This window comes from Paenibacillus sp. GYB006 (genome assembly GCF_036577645.1).
Lineage (GTDB): Bacteria > Bacillota > Bacilli > Paenibacillales > Paenibacillaceae > Paenibacillus.
Genome location: NZ_JARBDA010000005.1, coordinates 268,550 through 290,681, shown reverse-complemented (window position 1 = coordinate 290,681; position 22,132 = coordinate 268,550). Strand labels below are relative to the sequence as shown.

21 protein-coding genes are annotated in these 22,132 nt (G+C 42.5%); 17 read left to right on the top strand and 4 right to left on the bottom strand.

Features of this window, described 5'->3' with window-relative positions:
- The first annotated feature begins 4 nt into the window (after positions 1–4).
- The 9 genes from PV403_RS14715 (at position 5) to PV403_RS14675 (ending at position 9,044) form a co-directional block, all read left to right on the top strand.
- The gene (locus tag PV403_RS14715) at positions 5–265 is read left to right on the top strand and encodes an IreB family regulatory phosphoprotein (protein ID WP_160034448.1); all 261 of its coding nucleotides are present in this window, start codon (positions 5–7) and stop codon (positions 263–265) included.
- A 16-nt stretch (positions 266–281) separates the two neighbouring features.
- A complete protein-coding gene (ruvX, locus tag PV403_RS14710; protein ID WP_213534321.1) occupies positions 282–698 on the top strand; it encodes a Holliday junction resolvase RuvX in 417 nt (138 codons plus the stop codon).
- A 13-nt stretch (positions 699–711) separates the two neighbouring features.
- Positions 712–1,020 (top strand): DUF1292 domain-containing protein, encoded by a 309-nt coding sequence (locus PV403_RS14705; protein WP_213534319.1) that lies wholly within the window; start codon positions 712–714, stop codon positions 1,018–1,020.
- Positions 1,021–1,335 carry a DUF1292 domain-containing protein gene (locus tag PV403_RS14700; RefSeq protein WP_213534317.1) on the top strand — a complete coding sequence of 105 codons (315 nt, stop codon included), beginning with the start codon at positions 1,021–1,023 and terminating at the stop codon, positions 1,333–1,335.
- A gap of 168 nt (positions 1,336–1,503) precedes the next feature.
- Positions 1,504–2,520 carry an endolytic transglycosylase MltG gene (mltG, locus tag PV403_RS14695; RefSeq protein ID WP_332085156.1) on the top strand — a complete coding sequence of 339 codons (1,017 nt, stop codon included), beginning with the start codon at positions 1,504–1,506 and terminating at the stop codon, positions 2,518–2,520.
- Between the two features lie 14 nt (positions 2,521–2,534).
- Positions 2,535–3,464, top strand: coding sequence for a peptidase U32 family protein (locus tag PV403_RS14690; RefSeq protein ID WP_213534315.1), 930 nt, complete (start codon positions 2,535–2,537; stop codon positions 3,462–3,464).
- Between the two features lie 18 nt (positions 3,465–3,482).
- Positions 3,483–4,811, top strand: coding sequence for a peptidase U32 family protein (locus PV403_RS14685; RefSeq protein WP_213534314.1), 1,329 nt, complete (start codon positions 3,483–3,485; stop codon positions 4,809–4,811).
- A 270-nt stretch (positions 4,812–5,081) separates the two neighbouring features.
- Positions 5,082–7,115 carry a methyl-accepting chemotaxis protein gene (locus PV403_RS14680; RefSeq protein ID WP_332085121.1) on the top strand — a complete coding sequence of 678 codons (2,034 nt, stop codon included), beginning with the start codon at positions 5,082–5,084 and terminating at the stop codon, positions 7,113–7,115.
- 117 nt (positions 7,116–7,232) lie between these two features.
- Entirely contained in the window at positions 7,233–9,044 is a 1,812-nt protein-coding gene (locus PV403_RS14675) for a peptidoglycan D,D-transpeptidase FtsI family protein (protein ID WP_332085120.1), read from the top strand.
- A gap of 64 nt (positions 9,045–9,108) precedes the next feature.
- Here the strand turns inward: PV403_RS14675 and PV403_RS14670 are convergent, their stop codons facing one another.
- The gene (locus PV403_RS14670) at positions 9,109–10,239 is read right to left on the bottom strand and encodes an AI-2E family transporter (protein ID WP_332085119.1); all 1,131 of its coding nucleotides are present in this window, start codon (positions 10,237–10,239) and stop codon (positions 9,109–9,111) included.
- Positions 10,240–10,398: 159 nt separating this feature from the next.
- Between PV403_RS14670 and PV403_RS14665 the strand changes: the two genes are divergently transcribed.
- Positions 10,399–11,847: a polysaccharide deacetylase family protein gene (locus PV403_RS14665; protein ID WP_332085118.1), complete on the top strand. Its 1,449-nt coding sequence runs from the start codon at positions 10,399–10,401 to the stop codon at positions 11,845–11,847.
- Positions 11,848–11,912: 65 nt separating this feature from the next.
- Here the strand turns inward: PV403_RS14665 and ilvD are convergent, their stop codons facing one another.
- Both ilvD and PV403_RS14655 read right to left on the bottom strand, forming a co-directional pair.
- Complete coding sequence (gene ilvD / locus PV403_RS14660) at positions 11,913–13,601, bottom strand: dihydroxy-acid dehydratase (protein WP_332085117.1); 1,689 nt, start codon at positions 13,599–13,601, stop codon at positions 11,913–11,915.
- Positions 13,602–13,942: 341 nt separating this feature from the next.
- On the bottom strand, positions 13,943–14,194 hold the full coding sequence (locus tag PV403_RS14655; RefSeq protein ID WP_332085116.1) for a general stress protein: 252 nt from the start codon (positions 14,192–14,194) through the stop codon (positions 13,943–13,945).
- A gap of 249 nt (positions 14,195–14,443) precedes the next feature.
- Here PV403_RS14655 and PV403_RS14650 point away from each other — a divergent pair, with 249 nt between their 5' ends.
- The 6 genes from PV403_RS14650 to mgrA all read left to right on the top strand — a co-directional run bounded on the left by PV403_RS14650 (position 14,444) and on the right by mgrA (position 19,755).
- Entirely contained in the window at positions 14,444–15,406 is a 963-nt protein-coding gene (locus PV403_RS14650) for a sugar kinase (RefSeq protein ID WP_332085115.1), read from the top strand.
- Positions 15,407–15,485: 79 nt separating this feature from the next.
- Positions 15,486–16,154, top strand: coding sequence for a bifunctional 2-keto-4-hydroxyglutarate aldolase/2-keto-3-deoxy-6-phosphogluconate aldolase (locus PV403_RS14645; RefSeq protein ID WP_332085114.1), 669 nt, complete (start codon positions 15,486–15,488; stop codon positions 16,152–16,154).
- A 20-nt stretch (positions 16,155–16,174) separates the two neighbouring features.
- Positions 16,175–16,957, top strand: coding sequence for an alpha/beta hydrolase (locus tag PV403_RS14640; protein WP_332085113.1), 783 nt, complete (start codon positions 16,175–16,177; stop codon positions 16,955–16,957).
- A gap of 113 nt (positions 16,958–17,070) precedes the next feature.
- The gene (locus PV403_RS14635; protein WP_332085112.1) at positions 17,071–17,829 is read left to right on the top strand and encodes an HAD family hydrolase; all 759 of its coding nucleotides are present in this window, start codon (positions 17,071–17,073) and stop codon (positions 17,827–17,829) included.
- A 30-nt stretch (positions 17,830–17,859) separates the two neighbouring features.
- A complete protein-coding gene (locus PV403_RS14630; RefSeq protein WP_213534402.1) occupies positions 17,860–18,597 on the top strand; it encodes an NAD-dependent protein deacylase in 738 nt (245 codons plus the stop codon).
- Positions 18,598–18,753: 156 nt separating this feature from the next.
- Positions 18,754–19,755, top strand: coding sequence for an L-glyceraldehyde 3-phosphate reductase (gene mgrA / locus PV403_RS14625; RefSeq protein ID WP_213534297.1), 1,002 nt, complete (start codon positions 18,754–18,756; stop codon positions 19,753–19,755).
- A gap of 85 nt (positions 19,756–19,840) precedes the next feature.
- On the opposite strand, the gene PV403_RS14620 is transcribed toward mgrA, so the two are convergent.
- Positions 19,841–20,728, bottom strand: a complete 888-nt coding sequence (locus tag PV403_RS14620; RefSeq protein ID WP_213534296.1) for an AraC family transcriptional regulator — start codon at positions 20,726–20,728, stop codon at positions 19,841–19,843.
- A gap of 223 nt (positions 20,729–20,951) precedes the next feature.
- Here PV403_RS14620 and PV403_RS14615 point away from each other — a divergent pair, with 223 nt between their 5' ends.
- Positions 20,952–22,130 (top strand): galactokinase, encoded by a 1,179-nt coding sequence (locus PV403_RS14615; RefSeq protein WP_213534294.1) that lies wholly within the window; start codon positions 20,952–20,954, stop codon positions 22,128–22,130.
- The last annotated feature ends 2 nt before the right edge of the window (positions 22,131–22,132 follow it).

The window sequence follows — 22,132 nt, the reverse complement described above, 5'->3', positions numbered from 1 at the left end:
CGTTATGGACTCCATGGATAAGACAGTTAAATTTAATGTGAAAGGCGATGTGGAAGAAGCTTCTGCACAAGAGATTCTTCTTAAAGTGTATGACTCCCTTCAAGAAAAAGATTACAACCCCATTAATCAAATGGTGGGCTATCTTATTTCCGGGGATCCTGCTTATATCCCGCGCCACAACAATGCAAGAAGTCTGGTCCGCAAAAAAGAACGCGACGAACTGATTGAAGAATTAGTACGTTCTTATCTGGCCAATCACCGATAAGAATAAGGAGAAATGAATGAAGATCTTAGGCTTAGATTATGGCGACCGCAGAATTGGCGTTGCGCTTAGTGACGCCTTTGGCTGGACTGCTCAGGGTTTAGAAGTTATTGAACGGCGCCGTGAAGGGGACGAGATTGCACGAATCACTGAACTTGTCAAAATGAACGAGGTTAGTGAAATCGTCGTCGGGTTACCCAAAAACATGAACGGCACCGTGGGTCCTCGTGGTGAAATCTGCATCGAATTTGCAGAAACGCTACGGGAAACATTGGACTTGCCCGTACACCTATGGGATGAAAGGCTCAGCACCGTTTCGGCGGAACGTACGCTGGTTGATGCCGACGTAAGCCGAAAGAAGCGTAAAAAGGTTGTGGACAAAATGGCCGCAAGCCTAATATTACAAAATTATTTAGATGCCAAAAGTACAAGGTGAGGGGGAGTTTACTATGACTGATATTCAAATGGGTATGGAAGAGGATCGCGAGATCATATATATTACGGATGAAGAAGGTAATGACGAAGAGTTTGAGGTGCTCATGACCTTCGATGTAGATGGATCAGACGCTAAATATATGATGGTTGTTCCTGTCGATGTGAACGATGACGAAGATGAGTCAGAGGTCTATGCCTTCCGTTATGAAGAAGAAGGGGACGACATCAAGCTGTTTATGATTCAAGATGAAGCAGAATGGGCGATTGTGGAAGAAACTTTTAATACTCTCGTCGATTCAGAAGACGACGAGGAGAATGTATAGATGACTGATTTTCCTTTTACAAGAGCGGATCTAACTATTACGACTCGCTTGCAAGAAGCATTTGGAACAGAGGTTGAGCTTGAAGAAGCGAATGGTAAATCCGTTCCTTATGAACTGCTCGCTGAGTTTGAAGTGCAAGGTCAGGGTTATGCTGTATTGCAATCCTTAACAAGTAAGAACGAGGAATATGAACTTTTGCGTGTAGAATTTACAGCAGAAGGACATCCAGAGCTTCATACCATTGAAGATGATGAAGAATGGGAAAATATTGCGGAACTCTATGATGAATGGTCTTTACCTGACGACCAAGGTTAATATGAGGAGGCACCTCTACCGAGGTGCCTGCTTTGTATGTTATTATAGAATTCTTGGTATACTTACTTAAAATACGGTTGATGAGAGGGCGGAGCAGTCCGCTCTTTTTGGCTGTGAAGGGGTTGTGATTTTTTGAAAGCAAAATACTTCAGGCGATTCATTATCCTTATGGTCATTTTGGTAGTTCTTGCCGGCAGTGCATTATATGTATGGCAGTCGACAAAACCTGTTACAGCATCCACAGAACCCGTTATTTTCACGATTGATAAAGGGACGGGCACCTCTCAGATCGCTGATAATCTAGAGGAAAATGGAATCATTCGAAACAGTTTATTCTTTAAAGTATATTTGAAACTGAACAATGAAGGTGCGGGTTTTAAAGCGGGTACGTATGCATTTGTTCCTGGTCAAAGTTACAAAGAAATTGTTACTGCTTTAAATAATGGAGATGTACAGCAAGAAGAAACGTTGAAATTTACGATTCCTGAGGGATATACACTGAAACAGATGGCGGAGAAGCTGGACGCGGAAGGTGCGACAGTAAAAGAACTTTTCATGGATATTGTAAACCAGCCAGAGTTATTTAGTAGTATTCCGATCGTAGCTGAGATTAAAGACAACACAGATTATCTATTTAAGCTGGAAGGCTACTTATTTCCCGAGACATATGAGCTTGCAAAAGGAAGTACAGCAGAAGATATTATTGTACGTATGCTGACTGAAATGCAGGAAAAACTGGATTCTATCCCGGATTTTGAGGCCAAACTAAAAGCAAGAGGCCTCACGGTGCATGAACTCCTTACTGTGGCCTCACTGATTGAAAGAGAAGTTGTCGTCCCAGAGGAAAGACCTTTGGTAGCGAGTGTGATTTATAACCGGTTAGAGAGCAATATGAGGCTCCAAATCGATGCGACCGTTCAATATTTGCTGGGTAAGCAGAAAGAACGTCTGCTTTATAAAGATTTAGAAGTGGATAGTCCATATAACACGTACAGAAACACCGGACTGCCTCCAGGGCCGATTGCAGCCCCTAGTCTAAGTTCCATTGAGGCTGCATTATCACCGGAAACATCCGATTATTTATTTTATGTTACGAAAAAAGACGGAAGTTCGGAACACCTTTTTGCTAAGACGTATGAAGAACATTTGAAAAATATAGAAAAAAGCAAAGAAAGTGCGGAATAACGGAGGGATGACTTTTGACTCGGCCTTATGAATTGCTGGTGACGGCAAGTGATTTACAGGAAGCAGAAGTACTGCTTACAGCAGGAGCGGATGCAATACTTATCGGGAATGATCGCTTTGGGATGCGATTACCCGGCAGTTTTACTTTGGAAGAAACGAAGGAAGCAGTTAAGCTTGCTAAGAATTATCATGCCAAGGTATACGTTTCGATGAATAACATTATGACAAATGAGCTTCTGCCAGAAATACCAGACTATGTACGCGGGCTTAAAGAAGCGGGAGTTGACGGTGTTGAGTTCAACGATCCATCGGTTCTGCGGGCAGTACGTGAGATTGCTCCTGAAATCAAGCTTCACTGGAATGCGGAAATGACTTCTACCAACTACAGTACTTCGAATTATTGGGGACGCAAAGGTGCATCCCGAGTAGTGCTTGCAAGAGAACTGAACATGGATGAAATTACAGAAATGGTACCCATGCTCGAAATAGAGGCACAAGTTCAGATTCATGGTATGACGAACATTTACCATTCCAAACGTCAGCTGGTTGCCAGTTACATGCAGCAACAAGGACGTCCTGTAGAGGGAGATCTCGGACTGCACAGAGGACTTTTCCTTATCGAGGCTGAGCGGCAGGATGAGAAATTTCCAATCTATGAAGATGTGAACGGTACCCACATTATGAGCTCCGAAGATATTTGTATTATGGAAGATCTCCACCTTTTAATGAACGCAGGCGTGCATTCTTTTAAAATTGAAGGGATTCTAAAAAGCACAGCATACAATGAAGCAGTTGTAAAAGCTTATCGTAAAGCAATTGATGCTTATACGGTTGATCCGTTAAATTATCAGTTTGATGAGTCCTGGCTTGATGAAGTACGGGAAATGCAGGATCCTGAGCGCGAACTGTCATTTGGATTTTTCTATAAAGAACAAGTTTATTAATATGAGGTGGTAAAAGGAATGGACACGACTACGAAACCTAAGTATACGGGCAAACGTTATCGGCTCGACAAGCCTGAGCTGCTCGCTCCGGCAGGAAATTTAGAGAAGCTGAAGTTTGCGATCCACTATGGTGCCGATGCTGTATATATTGGAGGGCAAAAGTACGGCCTTCGTTCCAATGCGGACAATTTTAGTTTTGAAGAAATGCGCGAAGGTGTTGAATTCGCTAATAAATATGGGGCAAAAGTGTTTGTAGCGACAAACATTTATGCACATAATGAAGATATAGAAGGTATTGAAGCCTATCTCAAAGAGTTATATGAAGCAGGAATTTCGGCTATTATCGTAGCAGACCCGGCTATTATTGAGGTGGCACAGCGTGCCGTTCCAGGTCTTGAGGTACATCTTAGCACACAGCAATCAACGATTAACTGGCAAGCAGTGCAGTTCTGGAAAGAAGAAGGTCTGCCGCGTGTTGTTCTTGGACGGGAAGCAAGTCTTAAGGAGATTGCGGAGATCAAAGAACATGTAGATATCGAAATTGAGGCATTTATTCATGGCGCAATGTGTTCCTCTTTTTCGGGACGCTGCGTATTATCTAACCATTTTACAGACCGTGACTCTAACCGTGGAGGATGCTGTCAGTCTTGCCGCTGGAAATATGATCTGTTTGAAGATGCGAGAGAGAATGAAGTATGGGTATCGGAAGAAGATACAAGAGATTCGCAGATACTGAAGAATTTTGAGCTTGGTGTAAATCAGCTTCCGCTGTATGAAGAAGGAGATCAAGCGTTTACGATGGGTTCTAAGGATCTGTGCATGCTCGAAAATATACCGGATCTCATTGACGTGGGGATTGATTCCTTCAAAATCGAAGGACGAATGAAATCCATTCACTATGTGGCAACGGTCGTAAATGTATATCGTCAAGCGATCGACTCTTACATGGCTGATCCGGAAAATTATGTACTGAAACCGGAATGGCTCGAAGAAATTCAAAAAGCAGCCAATCGCCCGCTGAATACTGGATTTTTCTACGATACTCCAGATCATGAAGATCATATTTACGAACCGGAAGAAAAAGCAGTTCCTTATGACTTTGCAGGTCTTGTGATGGATTACGATGCGAATTCACAAATGGCTACAATTCAACAACGGAACTATTTTAAAACGGGGAACGAGATTGAGTTCTTTGGTCCGAATGGTACATTCTTCAAGCAAAAAGTGGGAGAAATCTATGATGAAGCTGGAAATTTACTAGATGCAGCCCGTCATCCACTGCAAATGGTGAAAATAAAAGTCGAACAACCCGTTGCGTATTTCGATATGATGCGCAAGAAAAAATAATACAATCAGGTCTAAAGCCCTCATCTTATGTGTAAGATGAGGGTCTTTTCATATGTTAAAATAGGAGAAAAGATTCAATTATTTTCATAAAAAGCAAAGGTTTTACTCTCGACTTGCCGAAGTAATAGTTATAAATTCATCTTGAAAACGATAACATTAACGGCGGTGAACAGAATGAAACCGGTTTTAAAGTTTAGAAAGAAGCAAGATTCTCAAGACTCAACGCATGTAAATAAGGAGGGAGTACAAACAAAATTATCATGGAGGCAGATGAATAGGCTGAATCCGATGGAGTCTGTAGGGGTTCGATTATTCCTTATTTTTATGATTGCCGTTCTGCTGGTTGTATTTGGTCTCGGGACCTTGTCTTATCAGACAGCCAAAGCGACAATTAAAGAAAAAGCTGCGGAAGCTAATCAGGAAACAATGGAACAGACGGCACAGAGATTAAATATTATTATGGAACGTTACGTAGATATGTCGACTCAAATCTTTTTTGATACAAACTTACAAAAGAATTTAGAAGCTTTAAATGAAAGTAACGCATCCGCTTTTGATATTTATCAATCCAGTTCCCTGCTCAGTGAACAATTGACGAACTTACAATTTACGAATCAATCCATTTCATCGATTTCCTTAGTTCATGAGAATCCAGATACTCCAACCATAAGTACAGGAAGTTCGGATTTAATAAAACTGCGAGAAGAAGAATGGTTTACGTCTCTTTTTGAAAATGGCGGAATATTATGGCTTCCTACGGAAGAAAAAGAAAATGGAACAGAAAGTACATATCGTATGGCACGTATTTTTAAAAATATTAATGCCAATATTGACACGTTTATGATTGTTTTTGAGATTAAAGCCAGTGCCTTAGAAGAGGAACTCAAGAAAGTTAACTTTGGCGAGAATGGAGTTATTCAAGCCATTTCCGAAGATGGTACGGTTATAGGATCAACTATAGCAGAACGAGAAGGGAAGCAAACTCAGCTCACATTTTTACAGGATCTCTCGGAGAAAAGCGGTTTTAGAGATACAATGAGCACAATGAATGGAAAGAATCAGGAAATGCTCGCTGTGTACACTACCCTTGAAATTACCGGTTGGAAAATTATTGGGATGATTCCTGTAAGCGAACTGGTTAAGGGAGCAAATCAGATTTTGCTTGTGACGATTATTTTTGCTGTTGCCGCAACCGTAATGGCTTTGTTGATTGGTATGTGGATGGTACGCATGATTGCTAAACCTCTATCCATTCTGAAAGATCTGATGCAACAAGGTGCAAAAGGCGACTTAACCGTACGAACAGCGCACCAATCAAAAGATGAGATCGGGCAACTGTCTGCAAGTTTCAACCAAATGATGGAGCAGATTACACGTTTAGTTCAGCAAACCAACCAAACAGCACAGGATGTATTACAGACTGCATCCGAATTAAGTAGTGCTTCACAGAAAACGGCTGCATCTGCAACAGAAGTAGCTGTAGCAACGGAACAAATCGCGGGAGGTGCAACAAATCTAGCAAGTGAAGCAGAGCGAGGTTCGGAAATGACGGAACTCATTTCTGCACAGATGCGGCAAGTTGTTGTCACCAATGAGGAACTCGGAAGTTCTGCACGTGAAGTAGAAGGAGCAAGTCAGCAAGGAAGCGCCTATTTAGCGGGGTTAACTAGCAAAACAGAACAAAGTGAAGAAATGATTCGTTCGCTTGTTCATAAAGTAGATCAGCTTAAGCAGAGCACAAGCTCTATTCTGAATATTCTAGATGTACTGCAAAACATCGCAAGGCAAACCAATATTTTATCTTTGAATGCGACGATTGAGGCAGCTAGAGCAGGAGCAGCAGGTCGTGGATTTATGGTCGTGGCTGGTGAAGTTCGGCAGCTTGCGGATCAGTCGAAGGAATCAATAGATATGGTCGCTGGTATAACGGATCGTATTATGATGGAAATGAATGAAACCGTATCGGCCTTGTCTGAGGCTTATCCACTGTTCCAGGAACAGATTATAGCTGTAAAAGATACTGGGGAGATTTTTCAAACGGTTGAAGACCAGATGGGCATCTTCGTGAAAAGATTAGAGGAAACATCGATGTCCATAGAAGAACTGAATCAGTCCCAGATTACCCTTTCCGAGACGATGATGAATGTAAGTTCGGTTGCTGAGCAATCTTCTGCGACATCTCAAGAGGTGGCATCACTGAGCAGTGAGCAGCAAAGTATCGGTAATCAGCTCGTCGAATTGTCGGCCAAATTAGAGAAGGTATCCGGTGAGTTAAAGGCAACGTTATCTGTTTTTAAGTATTAAAACGGTAATCGCAAGTACAATAAGTTCAAGCCCTGTTTCCTGAATGAAGGAGGCAGGGTTTTTAATATGCCCTAAAAGGGGATAATAGCAAAAAAAGTCGAAAGTAGGCACCTGGGTATGGACCTGTTAAGAAAGAGACGTATCTTCTTTACGTTGCTTCTATTAGGTGGTTTGCTAGCTGTACTAATGTTTCGTCTCGGATATATCCAGTTAGTTAGGGTGAATCAAGAAGTTCTTGAAACCGGAAGAACAATGAGAGAAATGTCGGTATTGCAGCGTGAACAAGGTATTATTTTGGACCCAGGCCGTGGACAATTTCTTGACCGTCACCATAAGTCTTTAACCGGAAAAATGGTTTATGTACCGGTCCTATTTCCACTGCCTGACGGAATTACGGAAGAACAAAGAAGTGAGCTCTTAGAGATGGCGGGCATCCTGAATATTAACCCTGACACCCTATGGACGAAATGGAATGCTTTAACTTCACCTGAATGGTGGACGCTTGCGAGTGGAGAACCGCGGATCCTCACATCTCTCGAAGTAGAAGCAATTCGAGTGAAGAATGTGGGGATGATTAAAGCGCTGCCCTATATGAAGCGATATATAGACTCGGAGAACGGGAGGCAGTGGCTCGGATATCTTGCAGAACTTCCCGAAAAGACAGCGAAGAGTAAACTTCATCAGGAAGTAAAAGATCCTTTTAATGTAAAATCAGGAGCTGGCGGACTTGAGCGGACCCTAGAACCCCTATTAAAAGGTCTTGGGCCAACCATTGTATCAAATATGGTAGACGGGCATAAACAGCCGTTAAACGGAACCCTCGGGGCAAGAGTGATTGCACCTCACAATCCGAGATACCCGCTAAATGTAGAGACTACAATCGATATAGATCTGCAAGAGCAAATAGAGAAAATAACGAAAGAGGCAGGGGTGACGGAAGGAGCCGTTGTGGTACTGGATGCCAAAAATGCAGATGTAGTGGCTATGGTATCAAGACCCTTCTATAATCCGCAGCGGATTAGTCTAGAGAAGAATGAATGGGCAAATCAGGCGTTAAAGGCGGCTGTACCCGGATCAATTTTTAAAATAATCACCGCTGCAGCTGCCCTCGAACAGGGATTGGTACATCCGCAAGAAAAATTTCACTGTACCGGTCATTATGGGAAATATGGACTAAGCTGCTGGAAAACAGATGGTCATGGAACGTTGACATTTGCAGAAGGTTTCGCGAAGTCATGTAATATTGCTTTTGCAGAAGTGGCATCACGTCTGAATTCTAAACAGATAGCAGATGCAGCAGAGTCGCTTGGCCTTGGCAGAACAGTTGGATTTGAAAAGGATCATTATTTAGGACAGGATCATTTTCACTTGTTCGATCATGAGGAGAAGGGACGTATTTTTAATACGAAAGAGAGCATTCAGCTTAATGATGAAGGAACAAGGATACAGACGGCTATTGGACAGCGCGATGTACAGGTTACTCCTTTGCAAGCAGCTAATCTTATGGTGACACTGCTTCATGGGGGAAAAGTGCAGTCTCCACGAATCGTCTCTCATATTCATTATGCGGACGGATCTCTGCTCGCTGAAATTCCTCAACAGCGGTTATTAGATAAAAATGTGCCGGCCATTCATAAGTCAACAGCGAGTAAGTTGTTAGAGTTTATGGATAAGGTAGTGGAGGAGGGAACGGGACAGACTCTCAATGAAGCCTCGTGGCATCTTGCTGGGAAGTCAGGTACAGCCCAGGTAATGCAAAATAAGGTGAAGCGAAACCATCAGTGGTTCATCGGCTATGGCCCTGTGGAGTCTCCGGAATATGCGGTCGCTGTACTGATCAAGAATGTATCCCCTTCATCAAAGCACAAAGCGACCTCCTTATTTAAACAAGTTATGGACATGCTTGCAAAGACTCATTCTAAGCTATAGCAAATAAAAAAACTCTACAGTCACCATAAGGATGGACGGTAGAGTTTCTTTATTTGCATGATGATTACTCGGCAGGAGGAGCCGGTTTATCTACTACGAAAGGTGAGGATTGGAACTCATCTTCAGGCAGATGGATCCACCGCTGTAAATATCCCTGTTGAAGTAATTCCTTGATTAAGATCAGCAAGATTGGCGATAGGATCACTCCGGCAATTCCAAAAATAGATAAGGAAATGAGCATGAAAGACAGCATTAAATAGGCAGATGTGACTCCAATTGAATTTCCCGATATTTTAGGTTCGGCCAGTTGCCTTGTCAGCATGGTCACTACTAATACAATTATCAGTCCGATGGCTGTCCCTGTATTACCTACAATAAACAAATAGATAATCCATGGAATAAAGATAACGGGAATACCCAGCAGTGGCAGCAGATCAAAAAATGCAGATATAAGTGCGATTGTAAGGGCGTTGCCGGTTCCGACAATCAGTAACCCTACATATACAAGTACAAAGGTAATCGAAATGAGAATCAACTGTGCTTTCAAATAAGAACCGATCGAACTAAGGACATGATCTTTTAAAAACAGATAGGCTTTCTTGATCGTTTTTGGTGCTTTTCTTTTGGTAAGAGCCCGCCACATATCAATCTCTACACTAAGGAAAAAGGCAAGAATAATAGCAACCGCGAAATTTCCTATAAATGTAGAGAAGGAGCTGAGCATAGTAATAATATAACCAAGAAATGTTTTGCCCCAGTTCGACAGGGTTGCAGTAAGGATCTCAAAGTAATCATTGATCTGATTTATAACGCTTGCTGGCAGTGCATTGATTTGGGTATGTAAAAAGGTCATAAACTGATTAAATTGGGTTTGAATCATTTCAGTATAGTAAGGGATATTTTCCTGAAATTGAATGATAGACGAGACAATGATTACTCCAAGTCCGAAAAATATACCGAGCAGTATACCGAGAAATATTAGGACAGAAATAGCAGAGGCAATTGCTTTTTTTATTCCTTTTCGGTGCAGAAACTTGGCCAGTGGCTCAATAATAATAAATACAAGAAATGAAAGAAATACAGGTGCTGCAATGTGATACAGCTTGCTTGAGACAAACATAATTAAGAACACGGTGAGTGCAATCAGGCCGATATCAAAAGCAGTGCGCCAATACTTTTTATATAGGGGAAGCATACGTTAACAACGACTCCTTTTTTTTATTTTTAATGGGGATTACTTTAAAGTATACGTAAAATTTGAATTCAAAGGTTCATTTTATTCACAATATGATAAAATAATAATTAGTGTGGTTTGGATTGGCAGGCGAGTAAAGCGAGAGAAGTGAGGAATTACATGATGCAAAATTTGTTGCTTTTGCTTTTTTATATTACATCCTTTTATGCATTTATTCCTAGTTTAATCAGCCGGTTATTCGGTTTTCGTGTATTTCGAAAAGGGAAAAACGTAAAGGATTATGCACTTACCTTTGATGATGGACCAGATCCATACTATACACCGCTTCTGTTAGATTTGTTGAAAAGGTACGATGCAAAGGCTACATTTTTTGTAGTGGGAGAACATGCAGAACGTAATCCGGACCTGCTGAAACGAATTCATGACGAAGGTCATTTGATTGGTATCCACAATTATAAACACTATACGAACTGGTTGATGTCACCTAAGCTTGTCCGCCAGCAAATTGAACGTACAGATACCATTGTGTTTCAGATAACAGGGTCGCATACGGAATATTATCGCCCGCCGTGGGGAATTACCAATTTATTTGACTTTTCAAAAAAGCATCACCATCGCATTATTCTCTGGTCTGGCATGTTCGGCGATTGGAAAGAACGTATCGGTGTGGATCGTTTAACGGAACGGATGAAGAAAAAACTTCGGGGTGGAGAAGTCATGGTTCTTCACGATTGCGGAACGACACCAGGAGCAGACAAACATGCGCCGCAAATTATGCTTCTTGCGCTGGAAAAAGTACTAGAAATGGCGAAGCACGAAGGACTGAAAAGCATCCGCATTGACGAGATGATTGATCTTCACAATGCATCAAAGAATGCAAATTCGGTTAGGACACTACAATACGGGAAGGAGGGGCTTGCGACAATGAGAACAGGTATGAAAAAAGTAGTCGTTAAACTATGGTTAGGCTGGGAGAAAGTATTTCATCTTGTTACTCATCTAAAGACGATTACCCCAGAGAATCCTTTTTTGCATTATCGAATTCGTCCCTATCAAGGAAAACGGGTAGCCATGACAGATGGAGAATTTCTTGAAAAAGGCGATTCGATCGTTGAACTTCATTTTGATAATAAAAAATTATATCAGCTGGGAACGACATCACGGTCATCGGTTCATTTAGCTATTCGTATGATCCGGGCAATGGAAAAACAGCTTCCTGATCTTGCTCATCTTATTGCAAAGGATCCGGATGCAGCGGGGGTAAAAGCCCTGTATGGTGTTACGATGATTAATCGAGGACCAGAGCAATTCGGGTTTCTTGTCAAAGATTTACCAAAAGGATGGTTTGCTGCTTCCAGTTCTATTTATCTCAAAATTTTGATGAGTGTAATTCATCCGCAAGGGCAGAAGCGTCTAAAAGAAGGCAGCCAGCAAATGGTACCCAAAATGATCATTATGCCTATGGAGGTACTCTATGAACGATTCGGGAGCGTACATAAGCCTGAGCGAACTGCTCCAAGAGAAGTAAAAGACGAAAGGTATGAAGAAGAGGAATCAGGAATTCTTGCGGGAAATTCTGATTTAAGCAGAACGCCGCCAGTAGCTTAAGTAGAAATATATATCATAAAAGGATCCTCTGTTCTCATGAACGGAGGATCCTTTTTTATGAAGTATTAAATTTTTAGAACGCCGCCGTTACTTGCGTTTGTAACAAGTTTGGAATAGCGAGCCAAATATCCGGTTTTTACTTTAGGCTCAAACTCTGTCCATTCTTCCGCACGACGACGTTCCATTTCTTCTTCACTAATAAGCAGTTCAATCTTACGATTGTTCAGGTCTAGTTCAATCAAATCCCCATCATGTACGAAAGCAATCGGTCCGCCTTCTGCCGCTTCAGGGGAAATATGTCCGATACTGATTCCTCTGGATGCGCCCGAGAAACGTCCGTCTGTAATCAGCCCCACTTTGGCACCCAGCCCCATCCCTACAATCTGGGAGGTAGGAGCGAGCATTTCCGGCATACCCGGTCCGCCTTTTGGACCCTCGTAACGGATAACTACTACGTTTCCTTCGGTTACTTTTCCGTTCGCAATGCCTTCGAGTGCTTCTTCTTGGGAGTTAAAGCAGATCGCAGGACCTTTATGATATCCACCCACAGAAGCATCTACTGCTCCAACTTTGATGATGGAACCTTGAGGTGCTAGGTTACCAAAGAGAACAGCCAGTCCACCCCGTTCGGAGTGAGGATTATCCAAGGCATGAATAACGTTATGATCTTGAATTTCTACTCCTTCCACATTCTCACGAATGGTTTTCCCAGTAACGGTAATGCAATCTCCATGAATTGCACCTGGTTTTTTGAGAAGTTCGTTTAGAACGGCACTTACACCGCCCGCATTCTGAACATCTTCAATATGATAATCCGAAGCAGGTGCCAGTTTCGACAGATGAGGTACTCGATTCGCAACTTCATTAATACGGTCAATTGGATAGTCAATTCCTGCTTCATGAGCAAGAGCAAGCGTATGAAGTACCGTATTTGTGGAACCACCCATAGCCATATCCAGTGCAAACGCATTATCAATAGCTTCATGAGTTACGATATCGCGAGGTTTCAAATCAAGTTTGATCAGTTCCATTAATTGAGTTGCAGACTTGCGTACAAAATCACGACGTTCTGGCGAAACGGCAAGAATGGTACCGTTACCCGGTAGGGCAAGTCCCATCGCCTCAGCAAGACAGTTCATCGAGTTTGCTGTAAACATACCGGAACAAGATCCACAAGTAGGACAACCGAATTGTTCTAGTTCGAGCAGGCTTTGATCATCAATTTTACCTGCTTGGTAAGCACCTACTCCTTCAAATACGGAAGTTAGAGATAATGCACGGCCATTACTATCACGCCCTGCCTTCATGGGTCCGCCGCTGACGAAAATCGTTGGGATGTTCACGCGAAGTGCACCCATCATCATGCCTGGCGTAATCTTGTCACAGTTAGGAATACATACCATACCGTCAAACCAGTGAGCAGAAACTACAGTTTCTACCGAATCGGCAATAATATCACGGCTTGGAAGCGAGTATCGCATCCCGATATGACCCATTGCAATCCCATCATCTACACCAATGGTATTGAATTCAAAAGGAACGCCACCTGCTTCACGAATGGCATCTTTTACAATTTTCCCGAATTCCTGAAGATGCACATGTCCTGGTACGATATCGATATATGAATTACATACGGCAATAAACGGTTTACCGAAATCTTCCTCTTTTACTCCAGCTGCACGAAGCAAACTCCGATGCGGTGCTCGATCAAAACCTTTTTTAATCATGTCTGAACGCATTTTTTTCGGTGCCATGATGACTGTTTCCCCCCAGAATCAAAATGATTTGAATTACGCTTCGTTCTGTAATGCTTTACCGCAAATAGGCTTTACCGTAAATAGAATATATAATTTGTATGAGTCTATCACAGTTTCCGGCATATTTCTACAAAATTAAGGGATCTTAGGTATAGAAAAACAAAAAAAGAGACCTGAATTTCCCAGTGATCAAGACTCCGCAGCTTTACGAACTTGCATTTTCTTCTAAAAAGATTTGCTAGATTCGTTTTAAGTGAGCAGATGATTTGTCATGTGAAATAAAGTCTCTTTTATTTATCAAGTTTTTCATGTTTTTAAAATCAAGCATGCAAGATGTCTTAACGGAGGCCCCCTTTGCGTCCAATCTCACGATAAAATGTACGGTCATGGGAGCGGGCGGTAGCTTGTCCACCTTTGCTTCCAATCTCTTGGTAGAAATCTGCATTATGGTTCTCCGATGTCGTAATTCCACCCTTTCTTCCTATATTTTCATAAAAAGATCGATCAAATTTTTTTGAAGTGGCTTCCCCGCCAAGCCGCCCAGCTTCTGCACGAGTCATTTTGGGACGGTTGGTTTTTGAATTTGGCATTTGGACTCTCTCCTTTTTCATTATTATCATCTAATTACCACAGCTGAATTGCTGTGAAACGAAGAAAATCTGTGATTGTAAAAAAATATTGTTAAGTATATTATTTTAACAATTTTGTAATTGACAACGGTTTCAATGCAGATGACAATGGAGTTAATGAACCTTAATGGAAGCTTATGAACCGAAACGGAAATTATCTAAAGCAAAAACGCCTCCGTTTTTGTGATGAAAAGGTGGGATATCAGGATAATGCAAATTACATCCGTTCAGCCCGAAGTGGTTACTTTTGGGGAAAGCATGGGGTTGTTCACCGCGCAAGATACCAGGGGACTCGAGTACGCTTCAACCTTGCATAAATCTTTTGGCGGAGCAGAAAGCAATGTAGCCATTGGTCTTGCTCGTTTGGGACACCGAAGTGGATGGTGCGGATGGCTTGGTAATGATCCTCTAGGTCAGATGATCATGAAGTCGATTCGCGGGGAAGGAGTCGATGTATCCCGAGCGAAGTTGAAGGAAGAGATGGCAACAGGGCTTATGATTCGAGAAAATCTCCCGGGCAAGTCTTCGGTGCATTATTATAGGAAGCTGTCTGCAGCAAGCTACATGACACCATCTGAACTCGACAGGGATTATATTGCCAGTGCCAAAATACTTCATGTCACCGGGATTACAGCTGCTATTAGTCCATCTAGCTTAAAGACGGTGCAGGAAGCGATCCAGATCGCTAAAGATGCTGGTGTGAAAGTGAGTTTTGACCCTAATGTAAGGTTGAAGTTATGGACAATTGATGAGGCTAGACCTGTTCTTCTGTCTCTAGCCGAGCAGGCAGATTATTTTCTGCCGGGTCTTGATGAATTGAAACTTTTATATGATGAGGAAAATACGGAACGAATTTTCGAGAGGTTATCGGCTTTGCAAGCAGTATCTATTGTAAAAGGCGGCCCCGATCTTACCTATGTGCTGGATGACGGAAGAATAGATCAGGTTCCTTATGTTAAAGCAGAGCAGGTGCTTGATACCGTAGGGGCGGGAGATGGATTTTGTGCTGGTTTCCTTGCTGGTTTATTACAAGGCAAGACACCTTTAGAGGCAACGAAACTCGGAAGTTTAATTGGAAGCATGGTTATTCAGGCAGTAGGAGACTGGGAAGCGCTCCCGACACATGCTCAAGTAGAAGCTGCCCTGAACAATATTCAGCATATTGAACGATAGTATGGGGGCTTTGGTCTAACGAATTTACCTTTTGAAATCGTAGAACAAATCATACATAATATAAGGAGTTGTGAGGACGATGAAAAAACTGCAGTTAATCCAAAAAATCGTGGAACATGGTGTCGTAGCTGTCTTACGTGCAGATTCTGCAAAGCAGGTTGTTGAAATGGCAGAGCAAGCGATTGCGGGTGGGATTAAAGTAATTGAGATTACCTTGACCGTACCGGGTGCTTTGCAGGCTATCGAAAAACTAAGTAAAACTTACAGCTGGGACACAGCGGATGAAGAGCGTTTTGCGATCATCGGAGCGGGAACGGTGCTTGAACCTCAGACAGCAAGAGCCGCTATTATGGCTGGTTCCGCTTTTATTGTAGGACCTTCTCTAAATCCGGACACGGTAAGATTGTGTAATTTATACCGAGTGCCTGTGATGCCAGGTGTGATGACGATTGCTGAAGTTCAAGCAGCGCTTGAGCTTGGTGTGGATGTAGTCAAACTGTTTCCAGGCAACGTATACGATCCATCCATCATCAAAACGATGAAAGGTCCGCTTCCGCAGGCTAATTTTATGCCTACGGGTGGTGTGTCCTTGGATAATCTAGGTGATTGGATTAAGGGCGGAGCTGTTGCCGTAGGGATTGGCTCCGATCTAACACAGCAAGCAGTAAAAACAGGGGATATGACTTACGTGAAGCGAAAGGCTGAAGAGTATATCGAAGCTTACCGAAAGGCCATCCTCGAGAAATAAGAAAAGAAAAGGTGACTGAGTTGAACAGCAGCAAGACAAAACAACATCGAAAATTAAAAATAACAATTTGGAGCATTATCATATTAGTAGTGCTTGTTATTGGAGGTATGTGGGCTTATCTCTCCATGAATACCCTTGAACCGCTGGAGAAAGCTCAAGCTGCAATGCAGTCTACAGAGCAAGTTGAAGTGATAGATCAGAAGAATTGGATCGAATTTCAACCTAAACAACCACAGGGTGTGAGTGTGATTTTTTATCAAGGAGCCTTTGTTGAAGAAGCAAGTTATGCTCCTTTAGCTCAGCTGCTTGCAGAAGGCGGCCATCCCGTGTATGTAATGAAAATGCCAGCTAATCTGTCGGTGGCTGGAGGAAATTCAGCTAGTAAAGTAATAGAAGCTTATCCTGATGAAACGTTTGTGATTGGTGGACATTCACTTGGCGGAGCTATGGCTGCAAGGTTTGCAGCTGGTCATGCGGATGATCTTGCAGGCATGTTTTTATTAGGTGCTTATGCAGATGAAAAAGGAGATGTGAGTGATACCTCGCTTTCTGTCATCAGTATTATTGGGGAAAAAGATGATGTGGTAAATCGTGAGAATGTAAAGGTAGGCAGAGACTATCTTCCGCAAGATACCATCTATTACAATCTGCCTGGAGGTAATCATGCGCAGTATGGTGACTATGGTCTGCAAAAAGGGGACGGCACCGCTGATATCACGATGGAAGAACAGCTAACCTTAACTGCTGATTCTCTTCTTTCTTGGATGGATCAGATACAATCCACAAAAGGCAGTAATCTATAGAAATGATAACTTTCATTCTGATCGGGTATCCGGTCAGAATTTTTTTTACATAAGCTGTTGTATGATAAGGCGACGATTGTTTAATTATGGAATAGGAAAGGGGAGGATTTGGGATGGTTTTATTAAAGACAGAAAAAGCAGAGGCATATGTCTCAGGGATTTTGTTTGATAAAGATGGAACTTTGCTTGATTTAAATAAACTTTGGACGCCATGGGCCACATCTGTACTGGATCAATTAGAGAAGAAGCTTGCTTCATTAGGGCATTCTTTTACAGGGCATAGAGATCAGGTACTGGGCACGCAGTATGACAATAGTGGTAGAGTCATTGGTTACGATGTACAAGGGCCGTTTGCCATTGCAACCGTAAGTGAATCTACGGCAGTACTTGCCTGGCAGCTGTACGCAGCAGGAATCCCATGGAATGATGCAATTACCTATGTACGAATGATCAGCAGGCAGGCGATGAGTAAAGTAAAGCAGGAGCATGCTCATCCCACACCGGGATTAATCCATTTTCTCATCAAATGCCGTGAAAAAGGGCTGAGGCTCGGCGTGGTGACCGCTGACTCAACAGATACTGCTGAGCTTCATTTGAGATGGCTCGGGATATTAGATTATTTTGATGTTATAATCGGATATGATCAGATAAAGAACAGTAAGCCTCATCCAGAAAGTGTTCATGTTGCCTGCGCCAAGCTCGGTTTATCTCCGCAAGATTGTGCCGTCATTGGTGACAGTAATGGTGATATGCAGATGGCTAAAAGTGCAGAATCAGCACTTGCTGTTGGTTTCATACAATCACATGATTCGTTTTATTTACATGATGCGGATACAGTGGTTACGAGTTATACCCAAATATCGCTTGAATAGACCTTTTATGAAATGGAGTGCACTTTCATGATGGAACCCGTTGAACAATTAACAACCTGGATAAAGCAAAGTTCCAAAATCGTTTTTTTTGGCGGCGCAGGTACTTCCACGGAAAGTGGTATTCCTGATTTTCGCTCTGCGGCTGGCATTTATCAAACGGAACAGCATTCTCCGTACTCACCCGAAGAACTATTAAGTATCGATTTTTTTAAACTGCACCCCGATATTTTTTATGATTTCTACCGTAATAAGATGCTGCACCCGGATGCCATACCAAGCGGAGCACACCGTCTGCTGGCTCGTCTTGAAAAAGAAGGGAAGATGACGGCTGTCATTACCCAGAATATTGATGGACTTCATCAAGCAGCAGGCAGTAAAATTGTACATGAATTACACGGTTCCGTTCATCGTAACTACTGTATGGACTGCTCTAAATTTTATCATTTGAATTATATCCTGCAATCAGGGAGCGGAGTGCCGTATTGTGAAAAGTGTGGCGGCATCGTAAAACCGGATGTCGTGCTCTACGGAGAATCCCTCGATCAAGGTACGCTTTATCATGCCGTTGATGCCTTGTCGGAAGCAGACTTGCTTATCATTGGCGGTACTTCGCTCACCGTGCAGCCTGCTGCACAGCTCGTGACGTATTTTCAAGGGAAGCACATCGCACTCCTAAACGCTACGCCTACACCGTACGATAACAAAGCAGATCTTCTCATTTCGGAACCAATTGGTAAAGTGATGGATCAAGTAAATGCGTTGTTGTAGAGAAAGGTTACAATACAGCCTGTCTTGAATTATCAAGACAGGCTTATATTTTCATTCTAGTTGTAAACGTTTTCTTGCGTAGAATGGAGGTAAGGTCTATCATAAACAGTAGAAATGAATGGTGTGGCATGAGGAATAGGGAGAGGATGAACAATAATGGTTTATATAGCGAATGAAGCAAGATATGAGACAATGACATATAATCGGCTGGGACGCTCAGGCTTGAAATTGCCTGCCATCTCACTTGGACTCTGGCACAACTTTGGTGGAATTAATAGTCTAGAGAACGGTCGTGAGATGATTCGTACCGCTTTTGATTTAGGGATTACTCATTTCGATTTAGCTAACAATTATGGACCTCCTCCTGGATCGGCAGAGGAGATGTTTGGCCAAGTACTTGCGAGTGACCTATTACCCTACCGAGATGAGCTTGTGATTTCTACGAAAGCGGGATATCACATGTGGGCAGGACCTTATGGAGAATGGGGTTCACGTAAATACTTAATATCAAGCCTTGATCAAAGCCTGAAACGAATGGGACTAGATTATGTAGACATTTTTTACTCTCATCGTTTTGACCCAGAGACTCCGCTAGAGGAAACGATGCAGGCACTAGACCATATTGTTCGTTCGGGAAAAGCCTTATATGTTGGGATTTCTAACTATTCTGCGGATCAGACCAAAGAAGCAGTTCGTATTCTAAATGGGCTGGGCACACCGCTATTAATCCACCAACCGAGATATTCGATGCTTGATCGCTGGATTGAAAACGGACTTCAGGATGTACTTGAGGAAAATGGAGTCGGAAGCATTGCTTTTTGTCCATTAGAGCAAGGGGTTCTCACGAGTAAATATTTGAATGGGATTCCTGACAATTCAAGAGCGAAAAGCTCGTCTGTATTCTTGAACGAAAATCAGATCACTCCTCAGACACTGCGCAAAGTACGCGCACTCAATCAGATTGCAGCTTCAAGAGGTCAAAGTCTGGCGCAGTTTGCCCTGGCGTGGGTACTTCGTGGTGGAAAAGTCACCTCTGCTCTGATCGGGGCGAGCCGCCCTGGTCAGATTAAGGAGAATGTTGATACGCTGCAAAATCTCGATTTTTCTCCAGAAGAGCTAGAACGAATCGAGAATATTCTTCGAGACAATGAATCCTAGGACAGCACTTATATAGACGAATGAACATGATAAATTAATAAAAAATCCTGCCTTGTGTGATCTCGGGGCAGGATTTTTTGCGTGTTCAAGGGAATGATTTTTTGTCACCAGGCTGCTCTTGTACCTGTTTTCGATAGGCGGTTGGTGATTGTTTATAAAAACGCTTGAATTGTCTTGAAAAGTAAAGGGCATCCGGTAACCCGACCGAAGCAGAAACCTGTTCCACGGATAACTCGGGTCTCTCTCGCAGCAGTTGCCTTGATTTATCGATTCTTAATTTGAGCAGATAGGTTACAGGAGATAATCCCGTTTCTTTCTTGAAAATACGAGAGAGGTAGGCCCGATTATATCCAAGACTCGAACACATTTGTTCTATAGAGATGGGGTGAGCATACTGTGTCGACATGTACTGAATCATTTGCTTAACTGTTCCTCCGACTCTTGCATCTACAAGAGGCAATGCAGATTCTAAAAGAAGCCTTTCTTTAGCTAAAGCGAAAACAAGGTACAAACATCCTAAGGAGGTAAGGTGTGCGCTCTCTTTTTTCTCGTAAAAGGCCTCCTGCATCATACCGAGGAGCTTCGAAAATTGCTCTTGTTCTCCTGCAGATGATACGGGTAAGTCTAAAGTGAATCCGGTATACCGTACTTGTTCATCGGCTTCTGTCCCTGTAAAAGCAATCCATCGATATCGCCAAGGTTCTTTCTCATCAGATACATAGCTTACGAGCTGAGAAGGATGAATAAGAAACAGATCCCCTTTTTTTAAATGGTAAGTGTGATGTTCCGTTTTATAGATCCCTTTTCCCGACTCAATGTAATGAAGAAGGTAGTAATCATAAATTTTAGGCCCAAGTGCATGACTTGGCTTGGTTTGACTTTCGCCTGCAAACAGAACGTGCAAAGAACTATTTTCGTAAGAAACTGGATTAGAAGCTATAGAATACGTATATGAAATTTCGTTTTGCGTCATGGGGATGGGCTCTCCCTTATGGATTTATCTAGTTATTGATATAAGGATTATACCATAAAAAACAGGGTGAACACGCCCTAAATACCAATATTTTCCATACAAATTTTTATTTGAAGGTCACATTTGTCCATATATAAAACACATCACTACATTACCATGTGTAACGCTTTCAAGTATACTGAACCTATAAATCAAAACAACTTATACAAGAGGTGATATACCCGTGAACGTGCAAAATCTTACAGCTTCTTTTATTAACCAGTACGGTAACAGCTCTTCTGACATTCGTGTATTTTATGCTCCGGGACGTGTAAATCTGATCGGTGAACATATTGATTATAACGGCGGTTATGTACTGCCAGCAGCACTTGAATTTGGTACAACTTTGCTCATTCGCGAGCGTGAAGATGATGAGATTCACTTCTTCTCTACCAATATTCCTTATACAGCAACTGTTAAGGTAGGAGAAATTGGTGCATCCAAGACAGATGAGTGGATCGATTATCCAGTAGGTGTCATGGTTGAACTGAAAAAAGCAGGAACTCCTGTAACCAGAGGATATGATCTGTTATTCCACGGCGAAATTCCAAATGGAGCAGGATTGTCTTCTTCCGCTTCGCTAGAAGTTCTTACTGGATTTGCACTGCTAACGATGGAAGGCGGTAAGATCGATACGGTAGAACTTTCCCTTCTTTCTCAGCGTGCAGAGAATCAGTATGTTGGCGTAAACAGCGGTATTATGGACCAGTTCGCGGTTGCAAACGGAGCGAAGGATCACGCAATTTTGCTCATGTGCGATACGCTGGAATACAAACATGTTCCTTTCCAAACGGGATCTTACAAACTCATTATCGGTAACACGAACAAACGCCGGGGATTGGTAGATTCCGCATATAACGAACGCCGCGAGCAATGTGACCGTTCTCTCTCGATTCTGAAAGAACATGTTCCGTCACTCGAGTATCTTGCTGAGCTGAAGCCAGAACAATATGAGCAGCTCGAAGTACATCTCGGAGAACAAGTACTGAAGAACCGGACTAGACACGTTGTAGAAGAAAATGCGCGTGTACTGGCTTCTGTTGAAGCGCTAAGCGCAAACGACCTTACGACATTCGGTCAGCTGATGAATGCTTCTCATGACTCGCTTCGCGACCTGTATGAAGTAAGCTGTACAGAACTCGACGTCATGGTAGAAGAAGCACGGAAAATTCCGGGGACTCTCGGTGCTAGAATGACAGGTGCAGGATTTGGCGGATGTACGGTATCTCTTGTACATGAAGATGATGTAGAACGTTTTGTTAAAGAAGTAGGAACTGCCTATAAAGAGCGTACAGGTCTTGAAGGCGAATTCTACGTATGCGGTGTTGGCGATGGAGTTAAAGAATGGGATGGGGAGGAATAAAA

Bases quoted from the DNA above. Each gene is read 5' to 3' on its own strand.
- ruvX (WP_213534321.1), top strand. From the start codon at position 282: ATGAAGATCTTAGGCTTAGATTATGGCGACCGCAGAATTGGCGTTGCG.
- PV403_RS14685 (WP_213534314.1), top strand. From the start codon at position 3,483: ATGGACACGACTACGAAACCTAAGTATACGGGCAAACGTTATCGGCTC.
- PV403_RS14680 (WP_332085121.1), top strand. From the start codon at position 5,082: ATGAATAGGCTGAATCCGATGGAGTCTGTAGGGGTTCGATTATTCCTT.
- PV403_RS14630 (WP_213534402.1), top strand. From the start codon at position 17,860: ATGGAACCCGTTGAACAATTAACAACCTGGATAAAGCAAAGTTCCAAA.
- PV403_RS14700 (WP_213534317.1), top strand. From the start codon at position 1,021: ATGACTGATTTTCCTTTTACAAGAGCGGATCTAACTATTACGACTCGC.
- PV403_RS14655 (WP_332085116.1), bottom strand. From the start codon at position 14,194: ATGCCAAATTCAAAAACCAACCGTCCCAAAATGACTCGTGCAGAAGCT.
- PV403_RS14635 (WP_332085112.1), top strand. From the start codon at position 17,071: ATGGTTTTATTAAAGACAGAAAAAGCAGAGGCATATGTCTCAGGGATT.
- PV403_RS14670 (WP_332085119.1), bottom strand. From the start codon at position 10,239: ATGCTTCCCCTATATAAAAAGTATTGGCGCACTGCTTTTGATATCGGC.
- PV403_RS14665 (WP_332085118.1), top strand. From the start codon at position 10,399: ATGATGCAAAATTTGTTGCTTTTGCTTTTTTATATTACATCCTTTTAT.
- PV403_RS14650 (WP_332085115.1), top strand. From the start codon at position 14,444: ATGCAAATTACATCCGTTCAGCCCGAAGTGGTTACTTTTGGGGAAAGC.
- mltG (WP_332085156.1), top strand. From the start codon at position 1,504: ATGGTCATTTTGGTAGTTCTTGCCGGCAGTGCATTATATGTATGGCAG.
- PV403_RS14645 (WP_332085114.1), top strand. From the start codon at position 15,486: ATGAAAAAACTGCAGTTAATCCAAAAAATCGTGGAACATGGTGTCGTA.
- PV403_RS14675 (WP_332085120.1), top strand. From the start codon at position 7,233: ATGGACCTGTTAAGAAAGAGACGTATCTTCTTTACGTTGCTTCTATTA.
- PV403_RS14620 (WP_213534296.1), bottom strand. From the start codon at position 20,728: ATGACGCAAAACGAAATTTCATATACGTATTCTATAGCTTCTAATCCA.
- PV403_RS14715 (WP_160034448.1), top strand. From the start codon at position 5: ATGGACTCCATGGATAAGACAGTTAAATTTAATGTGAAAGGCGATGTG.
- ilvD (WP_332085117.1), bottom strand. From the start codon at position 13,601: ATGGCACCGAAAAAAATGCGTTCAGACATGATTAAAAAAGGTTTTGAT.
- mgrA (WP_213534297.1), top strand. From the start codon at position 18,754: ATGGTTTATATAGCGAATGAAGCAAGATATGAGACAATGACATATAAT.
- PV403_RS14705 (WP_213534319.1), top strand. From the start codon at position 712: ATGACTGATATTCAAATGGGTATGGAAGAGGATCGCGAGATCATATAT.